Here is a 16,410-nt window from a genome sequence, read left to right on the forward strand (position 1 = left end):
AATATGCCAAAATCCAGAGGTGTTTGATCCGTGTCAAAGCACTGGCAGACAAACGCCCGCTAGGCTCGGTTCGACTTTAGACAAGAGGAGCGCAACATATGTCTCACGTCCCGCACGAACTGGCCGAAGAATTCCCAGAATTTGTCGCACTGATGAGCGAACTGAAAACTTCGGATGCCCATTTTGCCAAGCTGTTCGACGATTATCATGACCTGAACCGCAAAGTGCACCGTGCGGAAACCAACGTGGAACCTCGCGAGGAACTCTCTGAGGTGGACCTGCGCAAGCGGCGCGGCTTGGTCAAGGATGAGGTTTACGCCTATCTCAAGTCCAAAGCGTAAGCATCGATAAAGCGCCAGAGGCGCGCTTGGGTGCTGGCGCGCCAGAGGTCGGTATGACCCGCGCCTTGCACCGCGTGAAAATCTTTTTCCCTCGATGGGGCGGCGGTGAAAATCTGTCGCCCCATCTCGTTAGGAATGAGGTCGTCCTGTGTGCCATGCAGGATCAGGAGCGGCATGGTAAGCGCCGATGCCCGGTCGATGCTGCGCCATGTGTTGTCGAGGTTTTCTGCCAGCGACCCCGTGCCCGGGTAATGCAGCCCTGCCAGTCCCGGGATCGAGGTAAAGGGGGCTTCCAGGATCACGGCGGAGGGTGGTGCCGCCAGCGTCTCGACCAAGGCGATGGAAACGGCGGTGCCAAGGCTTTCGCCGTAGACTACGACAGGTCGCTTGCTCAGGTCGAGTTCTACATAAAGCGCCGCTGCATCCGCGATCAGGACCTCTTCTGACGGGGAGCCCGAACTGCCTGAGGAGCCGCGATAAGCGGGCGCGATCAGCCCGTATCCCTGATTGAGAAAGTGCTGAAAACGTCCCTTGCGATTGGCAAGGTTGCCCGCATTGCCGTGAAAATACAGGATCACCGGCTTGCCTCGCTTGGGGTCGGCTACCCAGACCACCAGTGACGCGCCATTGATATCCAACCTTTGCACGGCCACCTCCGGCAAGCCGACATTCTCCGGTGAGACTTCGCGTGGGTCAAACGGATAGATCACCCAGCGCTCTGCCATGCTGCCCAAGACGACAGTACCCAACACCAGCACCAGAAGCACCACAAAGAGCCTTACCAACACCCGCATCTTCTTTTGGCTTCAAATATCCCCGCCGGAGGCTTCAAATCTTTTTATCCAACCTCATAGGGCAACACGCCGCGCTGGTTTTCATCGATGCTGAGACGCCGCTCCAACGGGGGCACCGAGCGTTGGTGGCAATGGGTGCGCTCGCAAATTCGGCAGGAGATGCCGATCGGCTCAAAGGCTTCTGCGGTCGATATGTCCATGTGATCGGCATAGACCAATGCGTCGGCGTGGCGGATTTCACAGCCCAAGGCGATGGCATAGCGGCGCACGGGCGCGCCATAATGCCCCCCGGTCTTTGAAACATCGCGGGCGAGAGAGAAGTAGCGCACGCCATCGGGGGTTTCGGCCAGTTGACGCAGGAAACGCCCCGGTGTTTCGAACGCCCTGTGTACGTTCCACAAGGGGCAGGCACCGCCAAAGCGGGCGAATTGCAGGCGGGTGGCCGAGTGACGCTTGGTGATGGTGCCCGCCTGATCGACGCGCACAAAAAAGAACGGAATGCCCTTGGCGCCGGGGCGTTGCAGGGTTGAGAGGCGGTGGGCCACCTGTTCGATCGAGGCACCAAAGCGATTGGCCAGCACTTCCAGATCATGGCGGGTTTCCCGCGCGGCTTCGAGGAACTGGCCATAGGGCATCATCGCGGCCCCGGCAAAGTAGTTTGCCAGCCCGATCTTGGCGATGGCCCGCGCGGCATCCGTCTGGAACCGGGCGAGGTCGAGCGTGGCCTCGAGCAGTTTGTCGGACTGCAAGAGCGCGATCTGCAGAAGCAACTGAAAGGTCTGGGTCTCGGTTGCAGACCGGTCTGACAGTGAAATGGTGCGCGCTTCGGGATCATAGTGGCGCAGGCGGTCTTCGTCGGTGAACGTCACTGCCACGCCTTTGTCGTTCAGGGTCCTGATCGCGGCATTGCGCACGCCGCCCAAGGCCGCAGCGCGCGCGGCAAAGTTCTCAGCGGCATGGTCCACAGCATCGATATAGTTATCGCAGTAATGGAAGAAATCACGCACCTCGTCCCAGGGGCTGGGCTGCATCTGCACGTCTTCGCGCCCCAACGCTTCGTCAAGCGAGGCGAGCCGCTCGTGGGTCTGGCGATAGGCGCGGTGCAGTTCCAGAAAGGCGCGGGCAAAGGCCGGCGCGTTCGAGGCCGTGAGGCGCAGATCGGCCAAGGGTGCGGGGCTTTCAGCCAGGATGGGATCTGCCATGGCCTCGCGCATGTCGCTGACAAGTCGTTCGCTGTCACCGGTACTGAGCTCAGTCACGTCCAGCCCGAACTCTTGCGCCAGTGCCAGTACCACTGTGGTTGAAACCGGGCGGTTGTTGTTCTCCATCTGGTTCAGATAGGGCAGGGAAACCCCGAGCTTCTGGGCGAATTCCTTTTGTGTCAGGGACAGGCGGGTGCGGATTTCGCGCAGTTTGGCTCCGGCATAGAGTTTCTGAGTGGCCATCGAATCCTCGGGTGACGTGACTTAGCTCTTGCAAAGATAGCTTTGCAAACTCGTGCCGTCACCCCGTTCCTGTGGCTAAATCGGCAGGCGCTTTTCGCGCAGGATCACCAGACGGATGGCTGCAATGCCCAACGCGCCGGTGGTCAGCATGATCCAAAGCAGAGGCTGCGCGCCGGTTTCTTCCGTCAATAGCGCACCCGCCAACATGGACAGGCCCGCACCGCCACCAATCATGATCGCTCCGGAAAGCCCGGAGGCTGTGCCCGCGAGGTGAGGGCGCACCGACAGAGCGCCCGCGGTTGCATTGGGGATGGTCATGCCGTTGCCAATTCCGACAAAGGTCATGAAGCCAAAGAATACTTCGGCGCTGCCAAAACCGAGCTGAAACAGCATCATCGACGTTGCGACGCCTGCCACAGCCACCAAGCACCCCCATTCGACCATGCGGTTCACCCCTATCCGTGCCGACAATGTGCCTGACAGGAAATTACCAAAGAAATAGCCAAGTGCTGGTGCGCCAAAATAGAGCCCCAACAGGGTTGGGCTGAGTCCGAAAAGCACAGTTCCCACAAAGGGTGCGCCCCCGAGATAGGCAAAGAACGCTCCTGACGACAGCGCCGAGGCCATCGCGTAGCCCCAGAATCGCGGGCTTCGCAGAAGCTCCGGGTACTCGCGGAACTGCTGACCGAGGCTGAGGCCCGAGGCGCGGCGCGTCTCGCCCAAATCCGCCCAGCTGAGCGCGAGAATTACAAGGCCCAGTGCAAACAGCATCCAAAAGTTGGCGTGCCAGCCGAACTGGGCTTCGAGTACGCCTCCAAGAACCGGGCCCAGCATCGGAACCACGGTCATGCCCATTGTGACATAACCGATCATCGAGGCGGCCTGATCGGCTGGCACAACGTCGCGCACGATGGCGCGGCTCAGGACCATGGCCGTGACAATGGCGGCCTGGGCCATGCGGAAGATCAGGAAGATCGTGGCGTTCGGCGCATAGAGACAGCCGAGGGTTGCCAGCAGGAACAGAACCAATCCCCAAACAATAACCGGCCGTCGCCCGACCTTGTCCGAGATCGGCCCTATCAGGACCTGAAGCACCGCATTCACCCCGAGATAAACCCCGACCGAGAGTTGCAGGACGCGATAGTCGGTTTCGAAATAGGCGGCCATACCCGGCAGGCTGGGCAGGAAGATGTTCATGCTCAGCGCGGAAAGACCCGCTAGCAGGATCAACGTCACGATATGTGGTGGGGTGGTGCGATCGAGAAACCGCGCCTGGTAAGCTTGTGCCATACTTCAAGAGCTACGCTTTGGATCGAACAATGTCTATGGGGTGTGTCGCCTACGTCGCGGCGCGTTTTGTATGCAGTTTTGCAATTCGCACTCAAGTGGTTTTCCAGGGTTTGCAAATTTGCGGGATTCTGCTTTGCAGCACGGGCTCGACCCCTTAGTGTCGCCCCAAATCAAAGGGGACTTACCATGAAAGATATCCTCCAGGAACTGGAAGACCGCCGTGCCACCGCCCGCCTTGGAGGCGGTCAGCGCCGTATCGACAGCCAGCATGGCCGGGGTAAACTGACCGCCCGTGAGCGCATCGAGCTGCTGCTGGACGAGGGCTCGTTTGAAGAGTTCGACATGTTCAAATCGCATCGTTGCACTGATTTTGGCATGGAAAAGGACAAACCTGCCGGGGACGGCGTGGTGACTGGATGGGGCACGATCAATGGCCGCATGGTCTATGTGTTCAGCCAGGACTTTACCGTGTTTGGCGGCTCGCTCTCGGAAACCCACGCCGAAAAGATCTGCAAGATTCAGGATATGGCCGTTCAGAATGGCGCGCCGATCATCGGCCTGAACGATTCGGGCGGGGCGCGTATTCAGGAAGGCGTCGACTCGCTCGCGGGTTATGCCGAAGTGTTCCAACGCAATATCATGGCTTCGGGTGTGGTGCCGCAGATCAGCGTGATCATGGGCCCCTGCGCCGGTGGTGCGGTGTACTCGCCTGCGATGACCGACTTTATCTTCATGGTCAAAGACACCTCTTACATGTTCGTGACTGGCCCGGATGTTGTAAAAACCGTGACCAACGAAGTGGTGACGGCAGAGGAACTGGGGGGGGCTTCGACCCACACCAAGAAATCCAGCGTGGCAGATGGTGCGTTTGAAAACGACGTTGAGGCGCTGGCTGAAGTGCGTCGCCTGGTCGACTTTCTGCCGCTTAACAACCGCGAAAAGCCGCCCGTGCGCCCGTTCTTTGATGAGCCGGGTCGCATTGAGGACAGCCTGGATACGCTGGTGCCGGAAAACCCCAACACGCCTTATGACATGAAGGAACTCATCGCTAAAGTTGCCGATGAGGGGGATTTCTACGAGATTCAGGAAGACTATGCCAAGAACATCATCACCGGTTTCATGCGCCTTGAAGGCCAGACCGTGGGTGTTGTCGCCAACCAGCCGATGGTGCTGGCGGGCTGTCTCGACATCGACTCGTCGCGCAAAGCGGCGCGGTTCGTGCGCTTTTGTGACTGTTTTGAAATCCCGATCCTGACGCTGGTCGACGTGCCGGGCTTCCTGCCGGGCACCTCTCAGGAATATGGCGGCGTCATCAAGCACGGCGCGAAGCTCCTGTTTGCTTACGGTGAAGCCACGGTGCCGAAAGTGACCGTGATCACTCGCAAGGCATATGGTGGCGCCTATGACGTGATGGCCTCCAAGCACCTGCGTGGTGACTTTAATTACGCATGGCCAACGGCCGAGATCGCCGTGATGGGTGCCAAAGGGGCGACCGAGATCATCCATCGTGCCGATCTGGGAGATGCCGAGAAGATTGCCGCGCACACTGCCGATTATGAAAGCCGCTTTGCCAACCCGTTTGTGGCGGCTGAGCGCGGCTTCATCGACGAAGTGATCATGCCGCACGGCACGCGGAAGCGGGTGGCGCGGGCCTTTGCGTCGCTTCGTAACAAAAAACTCGAGAACCCGTGGAAGAAGCACGACAACATTCCGCTCTAAGCGGGGTGTTGGTGGAAAAGGGTAGGGTGGGTTTCAACCCACCTGACCGCCGCGGTGGGTTGAGAACCCACTTTAGGGAGGCACCATGACCCAACTCTGGAAAAATCAGGCCTTTTCCATCGCTCACGCCGATGACGGCAAGTTTGAGGGCGCGGGGCTGCGGGCGTTCTTTGAGTACCGGCAACTCGGGATCAAGGAAGCGACCCAGGGCAAGTTCGGCGCGCATGTGATCCGCGCTGTGCCGGGTATGGAAAGCCCCGGTGCGTGGCATTCTCATGAGCTGGATTTTCAGATGGTTTATGTGACCAAGGGCTGGGTGGTGTTTGAATACGAAGGGCAGGGCGAGCATCTGTTGCGCGAAGGGTCTTGCGTCTTGCAGCCGCCGGGCATCAAACATCGCGAAGTGCGTCACTCCGACGATATGGAGCTGATCGAGATCATCTCGCCTGCTGACTTCCCGACCTTTGACGAAGAGGCGCCCAAGTGAGCCGCAATCGCTGGCATATCCTGCGGGAGGGCGACAGCCTGACTGTGACGCGGGCCTTGCCGGTGCGGTTTGACGTGGCTGCCGAGACGACGCTGCCCGATGGCGGGCGGCTGCGGTTGGCGCAGCAGGTGCGGCAGGATCTGTGGCGGACATTACAGGCTTTGCGGGGCTTTGCACCGGCGGTGCGTGTGACGCGGCGCGGGGATGCTTGTGAGATCATCGCAGGAGGACGCGTCGAAGGCGCGCATGACAAGGCCAGCGTGGACGCGCGTATTGCCGAAATGTTGAGCGATCCGGATTTGCGGGCCCGCTGGAGCGTCTTTGCGGCGCACCGGGAGGGCACCCATGCCTAGAAGCTGCACGAATAGGCTGCGGGTGGGCAAAAACCTTCTAGAAGGTTTTTGCAGCGCAGAATTTTCTAGAAAATTCTGGCGCGTGACGGCATTTGCCGCGTTTGGAGGGGCCCTTTGTGGCGCGGCCATGGCCGGGGATTTGGAGGAGTCCCTGGCTGTGCCCTCGGGCTTTGAGCTGAGCCTGCATGAAGTGATCTATGAAACGCGGCAGGACAACAGTGACGTGGCCCGGTTCCGCTATGTCATGCCGATCATCGGGCAAGAGGGCATCACCTTTGACGATGTCGAGCCGGACTTTCTCTATCTCTGCGAAGTTCACGCGCGCCGCGCCCTTGAAAAAGCCGAGACATCGGTGGACCAGATCATCATTTCGCTCGCGGACCGGGAAACCGAGTTTGGCGCCGTTTCCCATGTTGCCACCCAGTTTTTCGAGGCGTACCGCATCGAAAACGGGTCCTGTATCTGGGAGGGTTTCTGATGCCACCACTACATCTTGCGCCCGCCCGTGCCAAGCACCCCGGAATTGCGGCTTTGCGGCCACAGCACATGAACAAGGGCCGCTATCTATATATTTTTACGTCTGAATCCAGTACTCTTGCCCTCGGATGCATCCCTGTGGGTGTTGTCCAAAAAGTGGGGCAGGCAGGGTTAACAGACCCTGTTGCAAGAGTAAAAAACAACTGGAGAAAGACATGTCGAACAGTATCAAATCCTTGCTGGCCATCGGTCTCGTCGCGCTGGTCGCGGCCTGTGCTGACACCGCGCCGGTCGAAGAATACGTCGTGGTTGACCCCGCGCCGATCTCGGAAGAACCGGTCTACACCGGTAAATACAAGTAATTCCGCCCTAACGGGCTGGCGGGCCGCGATGTGGCCCGCCGACCACCGCAACCTTTCACCACGGGAGGACGCGGCATGCTGAAGCACCGTGGTTTCCCCGGACGTTTGTCCGGCACTGATTTCCAATTCGTTATCCGCCGCCCGAACCCCAAAGGGGTCACGCCGATCACCCGGCGCGAGCGCTATCGCGACCGCAGGCCAGCGGATCGCCGCGCCGACGCGGGCTTTATGCAAGCGCTTTGGCAGAATTTCGGTGACCAGCCGTTTGAACGCGGCAATCTGGATGCGGGCCGTCTGAGTTGGCTGTTTGGCCGCGAGGTGGTGCCAGCGGACCCCGAAACTTTTGATCCGGCGGATTACGAAGCACTTCTTGTAATTGACGTCAACGTGGCGCGCGTCTCCTTCCCCGAAGCATTCGAGGAGGATTGGGCGTGATTTTGCCTATCTCATGCCAAAATGCGCGGGAAGCGGCCCAATGTGCACTTGCGCAAGCCAAGGGCATTGCGCGGCTCCACGGCCTTGCGAATAGTCGGGACATGGTGATCGGTCAGACCAGGGATCGCACCTGTAACAGTATTTTCCGTTACCCTTCCCCTAGCGGGTGTTCCGAAAGCGTCCCTCTCGGAACACCCGCATTTTTCCTTGGTGCCCTCACACCTTTGCGTAATCGGCAGATCGTTGCCAAAACCGGCGCTGCCGGTGGAATACGCTTTTCTTGCGCGCTGAAACAGGCAATCTGCGCCTCAGAGGCAGAGAACAGAAAAGGCGGTTCATCATGGAAAACTTCAAACTCGCGCTTTTGGGCGCGGCAATGGTGTTCGGGCTGGCGGCCTGCGGTGACACGTGGCAAGAGCAAGCCGTTATCGGCGCCGGTGCAGGGGCAGCCACGGCAGCTGTGGTTGGCGGGAGCTGGCTGGCAGGTGCGGCCGTCGGCAGTGCGGCCAACGTCGTCTACTGCAAGGAAAACCCCAGCAAGTGTTAACACCCTGATTTTTCGGGGCGCGGAACCGCGCCTCCACAGCCATCACAAAGCCATCGACTCCTCAGCAGGAGTCGGTGGCTTTTTTGTATCCATGAGCCCGCGCGCAGCGTTGGGCCAAGACCAAGAAGGGACATCAAATGTTCGATAAGATCCTGATTGCCAACCGTGGCGAGATCGCCTGCCGCGTGATCAAGACCGCCCGCAAGATGGGCATCAAGACTGTTGCCATCTACTCGGATGCCGACAAGCAGGCGCTGCACGTGAAGATGGCGGATGAAGCGGTGCACATCGGCCCGCCCCCCGCGAACCAGTCCTATATCGTCATCGACAAGGTGATGGATGCGATCCGCCAGTCCGGAGCGCAGGCCGTGCATCCGGGCTACGGATTCCTGTCGGAGAATTCGAAGTTCGCTGAAGCGCTGGCCGCAGAAGGTGTGGCGTTTGTCGGCCCGCCGGTAGGTGCCATCGAAGCGATGGGCGACAAGATCACCTCGAAAAAGATCGCGCAAGAGGCCAACGTGTCGACTGTGCCCGGTTACATGGGGTTGATCGAGGACGCGGACGAGGCCGTGAAAATCTCGAACCAGATCGGCTATCCGGTGATGATCAAGGCCAGCGCCGGTGGCGGTGGTAAAGGCATGCGGATCGCCTGGAACGATCAGGAAGCGCGCGAAGGCTTTCAGTCGTCCAAGAACGAAGCAGCAAACAGCTTTGGCGATGACCGGATTTTCATCGAGAAATTCGTCACCCAACCGCGCCACATCGAGATTCAGGTGCTCTGCGACGCGCATGGCAACGGCATCTACCTGAACGAGCGCGAATGCTCGATCCAGCGCCGGAACCAGAAGGTCGTCGAAGAGGCGCCGTCGCCGTTCCTGGATGAAGCCACCCGCAAGGCGATGGGCGAACAGTCGGTCGCGTTGGCCAAGGCCGTGGGCTATGCCAGTGCTGGTACGGTGGAATTCATTGTCGATGGAGACCGGAATTTCTATTTCCTCGAAATGAACACCCGTCTGCAGGTTGAACACCCTGTGACCGAGCTGATCACCGGCGTGGACCTCGTGGAGCAGATGATCCGTGTCGCCAATGGTGAGCCTCTGAGCATCACGCAGGAGGATGTGGGCATCAACGGCTGGGCCATTGAAAACCGTGTCTATGCGGAAGACCCCTATCGCAACTTCCTGCCGTCCATCGGTCGTCTGACCCGGTATCGCCCCCCGGCCGAGATTGCTGCCGGTCCGATGCAGGACAACGGCAAGTGGGCCGACGTTGCTATTGAGGGTGACGATTACGCTGTGCGCAACGACACCGGCGTCTTTGAGGGCGGTGAGATCAGCATGTACTATGACCCGATGATCGCCAAACTTTGTACCTGGGCCCCGACCCGGGGTGAGGCGATCGAAGCCATGCGCAACGCGCTGGACGGCTTTGAGCTGGAAGGCATCGGCCACAACCTGCCCTTCGTCAGCGCGGTGATGGATCATCCCAAGTTCATCTCGGGGGACATGACCACGGCCTTTATCGAGGAAGAGTATCCTGATGGCTTCGATGGCGTGACCTTGCCCAAGGACACGCTGCGCCGGATTGCGGCGGCAACGGCGGCGATGCACCGCGTTGCCGAAATCCGTCGGACCCGGGTTTCGGGACGCATGGACAACCACGAGCGCCGCGTTGGCAAGAAATGGGTTGTGACGCTGCAGGGCGAAGAATTCGCGGTGAAGGTCAAGGCCGACAAGAAGGGCTCGACCGTCAAGTTTGCCGACGGTGATAAGCTGCGCGTGACCAGCAACTGGACGCCGGGCGACCAGCTGGCAACCCTGAAAGTGGGCGGAGAAAAGTTGGTTTTGAAGGTTGGCAAGATCTCGGGCGGGTTCCGTATCCGCAGCCGTGGTGCGGACCTGAGCGTGCACGTGCGCACCCCGCGTCAGGCAGAACTGGCCAAGCTGATGCCGGAAAAGGTCGCACCGGACACCTCCAAGCTGCTGCTCTGCCCGATGCCGGGTCTGATCGTCAAAGTCGATGTCGAAGTTGGCGATGAGGTTCAGGAAGGTCAGGCGCTCTGCACCGTGGAAGCCATGAAAATGGAAAACATCCTGCGCGCCGAAAAGACCACCGTTGTGACCAAGATCAACGCGAGCGCAGGCGACAGCCTGGCCGTGGATGATGTCATCATGGAGTTCGAATAACGCCGATGACCTTGGCACAGTCATATCATGCTCAGATGCTGGCAGGGGCCTTGGCCGCTGCCGGTCTGGCGGGCTGTGCCATGGACTCCGAGGCGGCTGTTCGCGACGAGCTGGGTCAATGGGTGGCCATCGGGGCTACGTTGCATTTTGACTCGCGCCTGTCCTGCACGGCGGCGCGGTTCGAAACCCTCTCTCCCCACCTGTTGGTTGGGGTACGGGTGGCCAGCGACCTGCGTGATGCACTGCAGGATATCTCTGCCGGGCACAGTGTGGCATTTGCCTTTGCAAACCAAAGCCCGACAGCCGTTTCAGAAATGGTGATGAGCGCCGATCTGCCGGATGGTCTTGGGCTTTTGTCTGCCGGTGTCGGGGGCAAGGACTGTATGGATGACGCGGAACAGGCGCGCTATGTGGCGGCTTTGAACGACACTCGTGTTATGATGATCTATTCGCCGCGCACCAATGCCGTAACTCTGCTCGATCCAACCCGAAACGAAGTCTTCTTCGTCAGGGGGGACGTGTGATGCCGTGTTATCTGATCGGATCAGCGCGGCGGTCGCGGATTTCCTGCTGGCGCAGGGGCATGCCGTCGATTGAGCGCGTGATCTCGCGCAGATTGCGCGGCGAAGGTTTGCGCAGGTATATCTTGCCGTCCTTGCCCATCACCACCAGCATGAAACCGCGTGGGCGCAGTTCCGTGCGCAGAGCGCTTTGGGCTGCAGGGTTGGTATCGGTCAACACCACGACATCGCGAGTTTCCAAAAGGTCGGGGCTGTCTTGCAACAGGTCGATCTGCTGGCGAAACCGGGGGTCGTTCGGACTGTCGGCAAAGACGACCACCGGGCGCTTCAACCACTCAAAATCGGACAATGCCACCTCGGTGCCATCCATGAACAATGCGGGTTCGTCCGTGGCTGCGCCATCGGCGGCCAGTGCGGAACTTCCCAGAAACGTAATCAAAACAAATGCCAAGCGGCGCATGGGCGGACTCTCCTGTCCTCACCAATATATGCCGCCTGTCAGCAATTCAAAGAGTGAATGGGCCTGATCCTGATGTGGATCGCCCCAGAGATGAGGAAAAGGACATGACCAAGAAAGAGGACTGGTCGGCGCTCGCGGAAAAAGAGCTGCGTGGCCGCCCGTTGGACGACCTGACATGGAACACGCTGGAAGGCATCGATGTGAAGCCGCTTTATACGGCGGAAGACACCGAAGGTCTGGACCACATGGGCTCAATGCCCGGCTTTGGCCCGTTCACACGTGGCGTCAAGGCAACGATGTATGCGGGCCGTCCGTGGACGATCCGTCAGTACGCTGGTTTCTCGACTGCCGAGGAATCCAACGCATTCTACCGCCGCAATTTGGCGGCTGGTCAACAGGGTGTGTCGGTGGCCTTCGACCTGGCCACGCACCGCGGCTATGACAGCGACCATCCGCGCGTGGTGGGTGACGTGGGCAAGGCCGGTGTGGCCATCGACTCGATCGAGGACATGAAGGTTCTGTTCGACGGCATCCCATTGGACAAGGTCTCGGTCTCGATGACCATGAACGGTGCGGTGGTTCCGATTTTGGCAAACTTCATCGTGGCAGGCGAAGAGCAAGGCCATGACAAATCGGTTCTTGCGGGCACCATTCAGAACGACATTCTGAAAGAGTTCATGGTGCGCAACACCTATATCTACCCGCCCGAGCCGTCGATGAAGATCATCTCGGACATCATCGAGTACACGTCGAACGAGATGCCGAAATTCAACTCGATCTCGATCTCGGGCTACCACATGCAAGAGGCTGGCGCGAACCTTGTGCAAGAGCTGGCCTATACGCTGGCCGATGGACGTGAATACGTGCGTGCGGCAATGAATGCGGGCATGGATGTCGACAAGTTTGCCGGCCGTCTGTCGTTCTTCTTTGCCATTGGCATGAACTTCTTCATGGAAGCGGCCAAGCTGCGCGCGGCGCGGACGCTCTGGCATCGTGTGATGACCGAGTTTGGTGCCAAGAACGAGCGTTCCAAGATGCTGCGCACCCACTGCCAGACCTCAGGGGTCAGCCTGCAGGAACAAGACCCCTACAACAACGTGATCCGCACCGCTTACGAGGCGATGTCGGCTGTTCTGGGTGGCACGCAGTCGCTGCATACCAACGCGCTGGACGAGGCGATTGCCTTGCCGACCGATTTCTCGGCTCGCATCGCACGCAACACCCAGCTGGTGCTGCAGGAAGAGACCGGCGTCACCAATGTGGTCGATCCGCTGGCCGGTTCGTATTACGTTGAAAGCCTGACCGATGACCTGATCCAGAAAGCCTGGGCGCTGATGGAAGAGGTCGAGGAGATGGGGGGCATGACCAAGGCCGTGGCCTCGGGGATGCCCAAGCTGCGTATCGAAGAAAGCGCCGCGACCCGTCAGGCAATGATCGACAAGGGTGACGAGGTTATTGTCGGCGTCAACAAGTACCGCAAAGAGAAAGAAGACGTGATCGACATTCTTGATGTGGACAACGTTGCCGTGCGCGAAAGCCAGGTCGCGCGGCTTGAGAAACTGCGCGCCGAGCGTGACGATGCCGCTTGCACCGCCGCTCTGGACGAACTGACCCGCGTGGCAAAAGAAGGCGGCAACCTGTTGGCCGCCGCAGTCGAGGCCGCCCGCGCGCGCGCCTCAGTTGGAGAAATCAGCATGGCTATGGAAAAGGAATTCGGCCGCCACCGCGCCGAAGTCAAAACGCTGGCTGGCGTCTATGGCGCGGCCTACGAAGGCGACGAAGGCTTTGCCGCGATCCAGAAATCCATCGAGGACTTTGCCGAGGAAGAGGGCCGTCGCCCGCGTCTGTTGGTGGTGAAGATGGGCCAGGATGGTCACGACCGTGGCGCCAAGGTCATTGCGACCGCCTTTGCCGACATCGGCTTTGACGTCGACGTCGGTCCGCTGTTCCAGACCCCGGACGAGGCGGCCCAGGACGCTGTGGACAACGACGTGCACGTGGTGGGGATTTCTTCGCAGGCCGCTGGTCACAAGACCCTTGCCCCCCAGCTGATCGAAGCGCTGAAGCAGAAAGACGCCGAAGACATCATCGTGATCTGTGGCGGCGTGATCCCGCAGCAGGACTATGAGTTCCTGCAAAACGCAGGGGTCAAGGCGATCTTTGGCCCGGGTACCAACATTCCCGAAGCAGCACAGGACATCCTGCGGCTGATCCGCGACGCGCGCGGCTGAGAAATCAGATAAAGACCAAAAGAAAAGGGGCCAGGCGGCCCCTTTTTTGTTGGCAAGAGCATCATGCCCTAACTGCGGGACGGATAGACGCCCTGAAGTGCGACGCAGGTGTTCATCACCAAAAGCGGTGGCATGTTTTCATGGGCCTGCCCGCCTCCGACATTGGCGGTGCCGCCAGAGGCCATGCCGGTCGAGCTGGCCTGCTTGACCACAAGGCCGCCATTGTTGCCCGCGTCTTCCGTCTGCGTGATGAGAACGTCGTGGGTGTGACTGGGGATCTGATTGGTGGTCAAGGTCACGGTTTCCTGCCCCTGCTTTTGGCCCATGTTGCGCGGCGTCAGCCCGGGTCCGGTGCCTTGGTGCATGACAAACCGCCCACGCAGGTCCGGCAATCCAAAGGTGGTGCGGCCATCGCCGCCGTAAATCGTGCCAAAGAGCGAGAAGAGCGCCGTGTTCTGATTGATCGGCAAAAGCTGACCGTCCGCAGCGGCCCAGCCGCGTGGGCAGAAGTTGAACCCAAAAGTGCGAATTTCCCCGAGCAGGGGTTCAAAAGCCTGGGCCTGGGTGCCTGCGGTGAGTGTGGAAACGCCCAGGGCTGCGGCCAGGGTGGCCGTACTGAAAATGGATTTGAAGAATGACACGTTGCGCTCCTGATTGGACTGAAGTGTCCTGACAGAGTGCGGGGCCGGGGCGCGATCTGTCAAATCCCGATTTTTGGTGGCCTAACGTTCAAGGCGTTTGCGCAAGTCGCGCAGGGACAGCCCGTGCAGGGCGCGAAAGGCGCGGGCAAAGCTGGCTTGCGACGCGAATCCGGTGGCTGCCGCGATCTCACCGGCGCTCATCGAGGTATCGATGGCGAGACGGTGCGCCTCGTTCAGGCGCAGGTGCAGATAGAACTGGTGCGGCGATTGCCCGAGGTGGGTGCGAAACCGCTGTTCCAGGCTGCGCGTCGAGAGGCTCAGCCCGCGGGCGATGGCCGGAATGGGCAAGGGTTCGTCAATGTGGCGCTGCATCAGGTCCAGCGCGCGGGCGATCTGTGGATTCCGGCGCACAGGCCGAGGCGTGGCTCCGGGTCCTGTGCCGCGACCATCAGGCGGCACCGGGTCATAGACAAAGGCGCTGGCAATGCGTGTGGCCAGTGAAGCACCAAACCGTGCCTCGATCAGGTGCAGCATCATGTCGATCCCCGGCGCCGCCCCGCCCGATGTGGCAAAGGGCGGGTCGATCACAAATCGGTCGCGGCGCGTGTCGATGGCAGGAAAACGTGTGGCAAAATCTTCGAGGTCTTCCCAGTGGGTCGTGGCGCTGTGCCCGTCGAGCAGCCCTGCCTGGGCCAGCAACCACGGCGCGCCGTCGATGGCGGCAATGGCGGTGCCTGTGCCGTGCAGCCGCCGCAAAGACGCCATCAAGCGCGGCGTGGCGTGCGCCTCGAGGCCAAATCCGGCGACAATCACCAGAAGGTCGCAGGTTGCGGCCGACGCAATGGGTGCGCCGTGTATTTCAAGACCGCTGGTCAGCTTAGCGGGCTGCCCGTCCGGGGTGTAGAAACTCCAGTTGAACAAACTGCGCCCGGCTCGCCGATTGGCCGCGCGCATCGGGTCCACAGCAGCGGCAAAACTCAGCGTGTTGCACTGATCCAGCGTGAGAACCGCAGTGGAAAGCGGGGTATCGTGTCCAACAAGTAAGGTTTTTGCGTCTTTCATCAAGTATCATTCGTAAAAGGGAAAATATCGCAACGCAAGCGACCTGATACTTGGGCAAATCTTTCGAAAGGAATCACCATGCCTTTGCAAATGAACAAAGAGGTCTTCATCACCTGCGCCGTGACCGGCTCGGGTGGCACGCAGGATCGCAGCCCACATGTGCCGCGTTCGCCCAAGCAGATTGCCGACAGTGCCATTGCTGCGGCCAAGGCGGGTGCCGCCGTGGTGCACTGCCACGTGCGTGACCCAGAAACCGGCGCGCCCAGCCGTGACCTGGGGCTGTACCGCGAAGTGACGGATCGTATCCGTGACGCCGAAGTCGACGCGGTGCTGAACCTCACCGCAGGTATGGGCGGTGATATGGTCTTTGGCGGCGTGGAAACCCCGCTGCCCCCAATTGCAGGCACCGATATGGTCGGCGCAACCGAACGTATGGCCCATGTGGTCGAATGCCTGCCTGAAATTTGCACGCTCGACTGCGGCACCATGAACTTTGCCGAAGCTGATTATGTCATGACCAACACGCCGGGCATGTTGACCGCGATGGGCCAGATGATGACTGATCTGGGCGTAAAGCCCGAGATCGAGGCCTTTGACACCGGCCATCTCTGGTATGCCAAGCAACTGGTTGCAGACGGCGTTTTGGAGCCCGACGCGCTGGTGCAGCTGTGCATGGGTGTGCCGTGGGGGGCGCCAAACGACCTGAACACCTTCATGGCGTTGGTGAACAACGTACCATCCGAGTGGAACTGGTCGGCCTTTTCGCTGGGCCGCGATCAGATGGCCTATGTCGCTGCCGCCGTATTGGCCGGTGGCAACGTACGGGTTGGTCTGGAAGACAACCTGTGGCTCGACAAGGGCGTGTTGGCCGAGAACTATCAGCTGGTAGAACGCGCTGTGACCATCATCGAGAACATGGGCGCACGGGTGATTGGCCCGGCAGAGGTGCGCGAAAAGCTGAAGCTGACCAAACGCGCGCCGGTGGCAAAGTAACAGGATTGGGGGCCAGCCCGTCGCCATTGTTTTTCGGACCAATGGCACGACACGTGTGCGCCCCCA

18 protein-coding genes are annotated in these 16,410 nt (G+C 60.2%); 12 read left to right on the forward strand and 6 right to left on the reverse strand.

The features are described 5' to 3' along the window. The first annotated feature begins 98 nt into the window (after nucleotides 1-98). A complete protein-coding gene (locus EK369_RS14830) occupies nucleotides 99-341 on the forward strand; it encodes an HP1242/YdcH family protein (RefSeq protein WP_127115056.1) in 243 nt (80 codons plus the stop codon). Here EK369_RS14830 and EK369_RS14835 read toward each other — a convergent pair. The 3 genes from EK369_RS14835 to EK369_RS14845 all read right to left on the reverse strand — a co-directional run bounded on the left by EK369_RS14835 (nucleotide 320) and on the right by EK369_RS14845 (nucleotide 3,870). Continuing rightward, a complete protein-coding gene (locus EK369_RS14835) occupies nucleotides 320-1,135 on the reverse strand; it encodes an alpha/beta hydrolase (protein ID WP_127115057.1) in 816 nt (271 codons plus the stop codon). The genes EK369_RS14830 and EK369_RS14835 overlap by 22 nt on opposite strands. A gap of 44 nt (nucleotides 1,136-1,179) precedes the next feature. Beyond that, nucleotides 1,180-2,580 carry a helix-turn-helix domain-containing protein gene (locus tag EK369_RS14840; protein WP_127115058.1) on the reverse strand — a complete coding sequence of 467 codons (1,401 nt, stop codon included), beginning with the start codon at nucleotides 2,578-2,580 and terminating at the stop codon, nucleotides 1,180-1,182. Nucleotides 2,581-2,655: 75 nt separating this feature from the next. Further along, on the reverse strand, nucleotides 2,656-3,870 hold the full coding sequence (locus tag EK369_RS14845) for a multidrug effflux MFS transporter (protein ID WP_127115059.1): 1,215 nt from the start codon (nucleotides 3,868-3,870) through the stop codon (nucleotides 2,656-2,658). A gap of 186 nt (nucleotides 3,871-4,056) precedes the next feature. On the opposite strand from EK369_RS14845, the gene EK369_RS14850 reads away from it, so the two are divergent. The 9 genes from EK369_RS14850 (at nucleotide 4,057) to EK369_RS14885 (ending at nucleotide 10,960) form a co-directional block, all read left to right on the forward strand. Next, on the forward strand, nucleotides 4,057-5,589 hold the full coding sequence (locus EK369_RS14850; protein WP_127115060.1) for an acyl-CoA carboxylase subunit beta: 1,533 nt from the start codon (nucleotides 4,057-4,059) through the stop codon (nucleotides 5,587-5,589). An 85-nt stretch (nucleotides 5,590-5,674) separates the two neighbouring features. Then, nucleotides 5,675-6,076, forward strand: coding sequence for a cupin domain-containing protein (locus EK369_RS14855; protein ID WP_127115061.1), 402 nt, complete (start codon nucleotides 5,675-5,677; stop codon nucleotides 6,074-6,076). Beyond that, complete coding sequence (locus EK369_RS14860) at nucleotides 6,073-6,429, forward strand: hypothetical protein (protein WP_127115062.1); 357 nt, start codon at nucleotides 6,073-6,075, stop codon at nucleotides 6,427-6,429. Before EK369_RS14855 ends, EK369_RS14860 begins: the two co-directional genes overlap by 4 nt. A 127-nt stretch (nucleotides 6,430-6,556) precedes the next feature. After that, nucleotides 6,557-6,907, forward strand: coding sequence for a DUF6497 family protein (locus tag EK369_RS14865; protein WP_127115063.1), 351 nt, complete (start codon nucleotides 6,557-6,559; stop codon nucleotides 6,905-6,907). Nucleotides 6,908-7,121: 214 nt separating this feature from the next. Then, nucleotides 7,122-7,268 (forward strand): hypothetical protein, encoded by a 147-nt coding sequence (locus EK369_RS21830; RefSeq protein ID WP_164727007.1) that lies wholly within the window; start codon nucleotides 7,122-7,124, stop codon nucleotides 7,266-7,268. Between the two features lie 75 nt (nucleotides 7,269-7,343). Further along, nucleotides 7,344-7,703, forward strand: a complete 360-nt coding sequence (locus EK369_RS14870; RefSeq protein WP_127115064.1) for a hypothetical protein — start codon at nucleotides 7,344-7,346, stop codon at nucleotides 7,701-7,703. Nucleotides 7,704-8,043: 340 nt separating this feature from the next. Then, complete coding sequence (locus tag EK369_RS14875; RefSeq protein ID WP_127115065.1) at nucleotides 8,044-8,250, forward strand: hypothetical protein; 207 nt, start codon at nucleotides 8,044-8,046, stop codon at nucleotides 8,248-8,250. Nucleotides 8,251-8,387: 137 nt separating this feature from the next. Continuing rightward, nucleotides 8,388-10,436: an acetyl-CoA carboxylase biotin carboxylase subunit gene (locus tag EK369_RS14880; RefSeq protein ID WP_127115066.1), complete on the forward strand. Its 2,049-nt coding sequence runs from the start codon at nucleotides 8,388-8,390 to the stop codon at nucleotides 10,434-10,436. 5 nt (nucleotides 10,437-10,441) lie between these two features. Further along, nucleotides 10,442-10,960: a hypothetical protein gene (locus EK369_RS14885; protein WP_164727008.1), complete on the forward strand. Its 519-nt coding sequence runs from the start codon at nucleotides 10,442-10,444 to the stop codon at nucleotides 10,958-10,960. A 7-nt stretch (nucleotides 10,961-10,967) separates the two neighbouring features. Here the strand turns inward: EK369_RS14885 and EK369_RS14890 are convergent, their stop codons facing one another. Then, the gene (locus EK369_RS14890) at nucleotides 10,968-11,417 is read right to left on the reverse strand and encodes a DUF4174 domain-containing protein (RefSeq protein WP_127115068.1); all 450 of its coding nucleotides are present in this window, start codon (nucleotides 11,415-11,417) and stop codon (nucleotides 10,968-10,970) included. A gap of 104 nt (nucleotides 11,418-11,521) precedes the next feature. Here EK369_RS14890 and scpA point away from each other — a divergent pair, with 104 nt between their 5' ends. Further along, the gene (scpA, locus tag EK369_RS14895; protein WP_127115069.1) at nucleotides 11,522-13,648 is read left to right on the forward strand and encodes a methylmalonyl-CoA mutase; all 2,127 of its coding nucleotides are present in this window, start codon (nucleotides 11,522-11,524) and stop codon (nucleotides 13,646-13,648) included. Nucleotides 13,649-13,716: 68 nt separating this feature from the next. On the opposite strand, the gene EK369_RS14900 is transcribed toward scpA, so the two are convergent. Beyond that, nucleotides 13,717-14,241: a phage tail protein gene (locus EK369_RS14900; protein ID WP_127115168.1), complete on the reverse strand. Its 525-nt coding sequence runs from the start codon at nucleotides 14,239-14,241 to the stop codon at nucleotides 13,717-13,719. Nucleotides 14,242-14,370: 129 nt separating this feature from the next. Beyond that, the gene (locus tag EK369_RS14905; RefSeq protein WP_127115070.1) at nucleotides 14,371-15,351 is read right to left on the reverse strand and encodes a GlxA family transcriptional regulator; all 981 of its coding nucleotides are present in this window, start codon (nucleotides 15,349-15,351) and stop codon (nucleotides 14,371-14,373) included. A gap of 78 nt (nucleotides 15,352-15,429) precedes the next feature. Between EK369_RS14905 and bcoG the strand changes: the two genes are divergently transcribed. Next, on the forward strand, nucleotides 15,430-16,344 hold the full coding sequence (bcoG, locus tag EK369_RS14910) for a 3-dehydrocarnitine:acetyl-CoA trimethylamine transferase BcoG (RefSeq protein WP_127115071.1): 915 nt from the start codon (nucleotides 15,430-15,432) through the stop codon (nucleotides 16,342-16,344). Nucleotides 16,345-16,410 lie beyond the last annotated feature (66 nt).

It is taken from the genome of Shimia sediminis (genome assembly GCF_003990645.1).
GTDB classification, from domain to species: Bacteria; Pseudomonadota; Alphaproteobacteria; order Rhodobacterales; family Rhodobacteraceae; genus Shimia; species Shimia sediminis.

Bases quoted from the DNA above. Each gene is read 5' to 3' on its own strand.
- EK369_RS14830 (WP_127115056.1), top strand. From the start codon at position 99: ATGTCTCACGTCCCGCACGAACTGGCCGAAGAATTCCCAGAATTTGTC.
- EK369_RS14835 (WP_127115057.1), bottom strand. From the start codon at position 1,135: ATGCGGGTGTTGGTAAGGCTCTTTGTGGTGCTTCTGGTGCTGGTGTTG.
- EK369_RS14840 (WP_127115058.1), bottom strand. From the start codon at position 2,580: ATGGCCACTCAGAAACTCTATGCCGGAGCCAAACTGCGCGAAATCCGC.
- EK369_RS14845 (WP_127115059.1), bottom strand. From the start codon at position 3,870: ATGGCACAAGCTTACCAGGCGCGGTTTCTCGATCGCACCACCCCACCA.
- EK369_RS14850 (WP_127115060.1), top strand. From the start codon at position 4,057: ATGAAAGATATCCTCCAGGAACTGGAAGACCGCCGTGCCACCGCCCGC.
- EK369_RS14855 (WP_127115061.1), top strand. From the start codon at position 5,675: ATGACCCAACTCTGGAAAAATCAGGCCTTTTCCATCGCTCACGCCGAT.
- EK369_RS14865 (WP_127115063.1), top strand. From the start codon at position 6,557: ATGGCCGGGGATTTGGAGGAGTCCCTGGCTGTGCCCTCGGGCTTTGAG.
- EK369_RS21830 (WP_164727007.1), top strand. From the start codon at position 7,122: ATGTCGAACAGTATCAAATCCTTGCTGGCCATCGGTCTCGTCGCGCTG.
- EK369_RS14870 (WP_127115064.1), top strand. From the start codon at position 7,344: ATGCTGAAGCACCGTGGTTTCCCCGGACGTTTGTCCGGCACTGATTTC.
- EK369_RS14875 (WP_127115065.1), top strand. From the start codon at position 8,044: ATGGAAAACTTCAAACTCGCGCTTTTGGGCGCGGCAATGGTGTTCGGG.
- EK369_RS14880 (WP_127115066.1), top strand. From the start codon at position 8,388: ATGTTCGATAAGATCCTGATTGCCAACCGTGGCGAGATCGCCTGCCGC.
- EK369_RS14885 (WP_164727008.1), top strand. From the start codon at position 10,442: ATGACCTTGGCACAGTCATATCATGCTCAGATGCTGGCAGGGGCCTTG.
- EK369_RS14890 (WP_127115068.1), bottom strand. From the start codon at position 11,417: ATGCGCCGCTTGGCATTTGTTTTGATTACGTTTCTGGGAAGTTCCGCA.
- scpA (WP_127115069.1), top strand. From the start codon at position 11,522: ATGACCAAGAAAGAGGACTGGTCGGCGCTCGCGGAAAAAGAGCTGCGT.
- EK369_RS14905 (WP_127115070.1), bottom strand. From the start codon at position 15,351: ATGAAAGACGCAAAAACCTTACTTGTTGGACACGATACCCCGCTTTCC.
- bcoG (WP_127115071.1), top strand. From the start codon at position 15,430: ATGCCTTTGCAAATGAACAAAGAGGTCTTCATCACCTGCGCCGTGACC.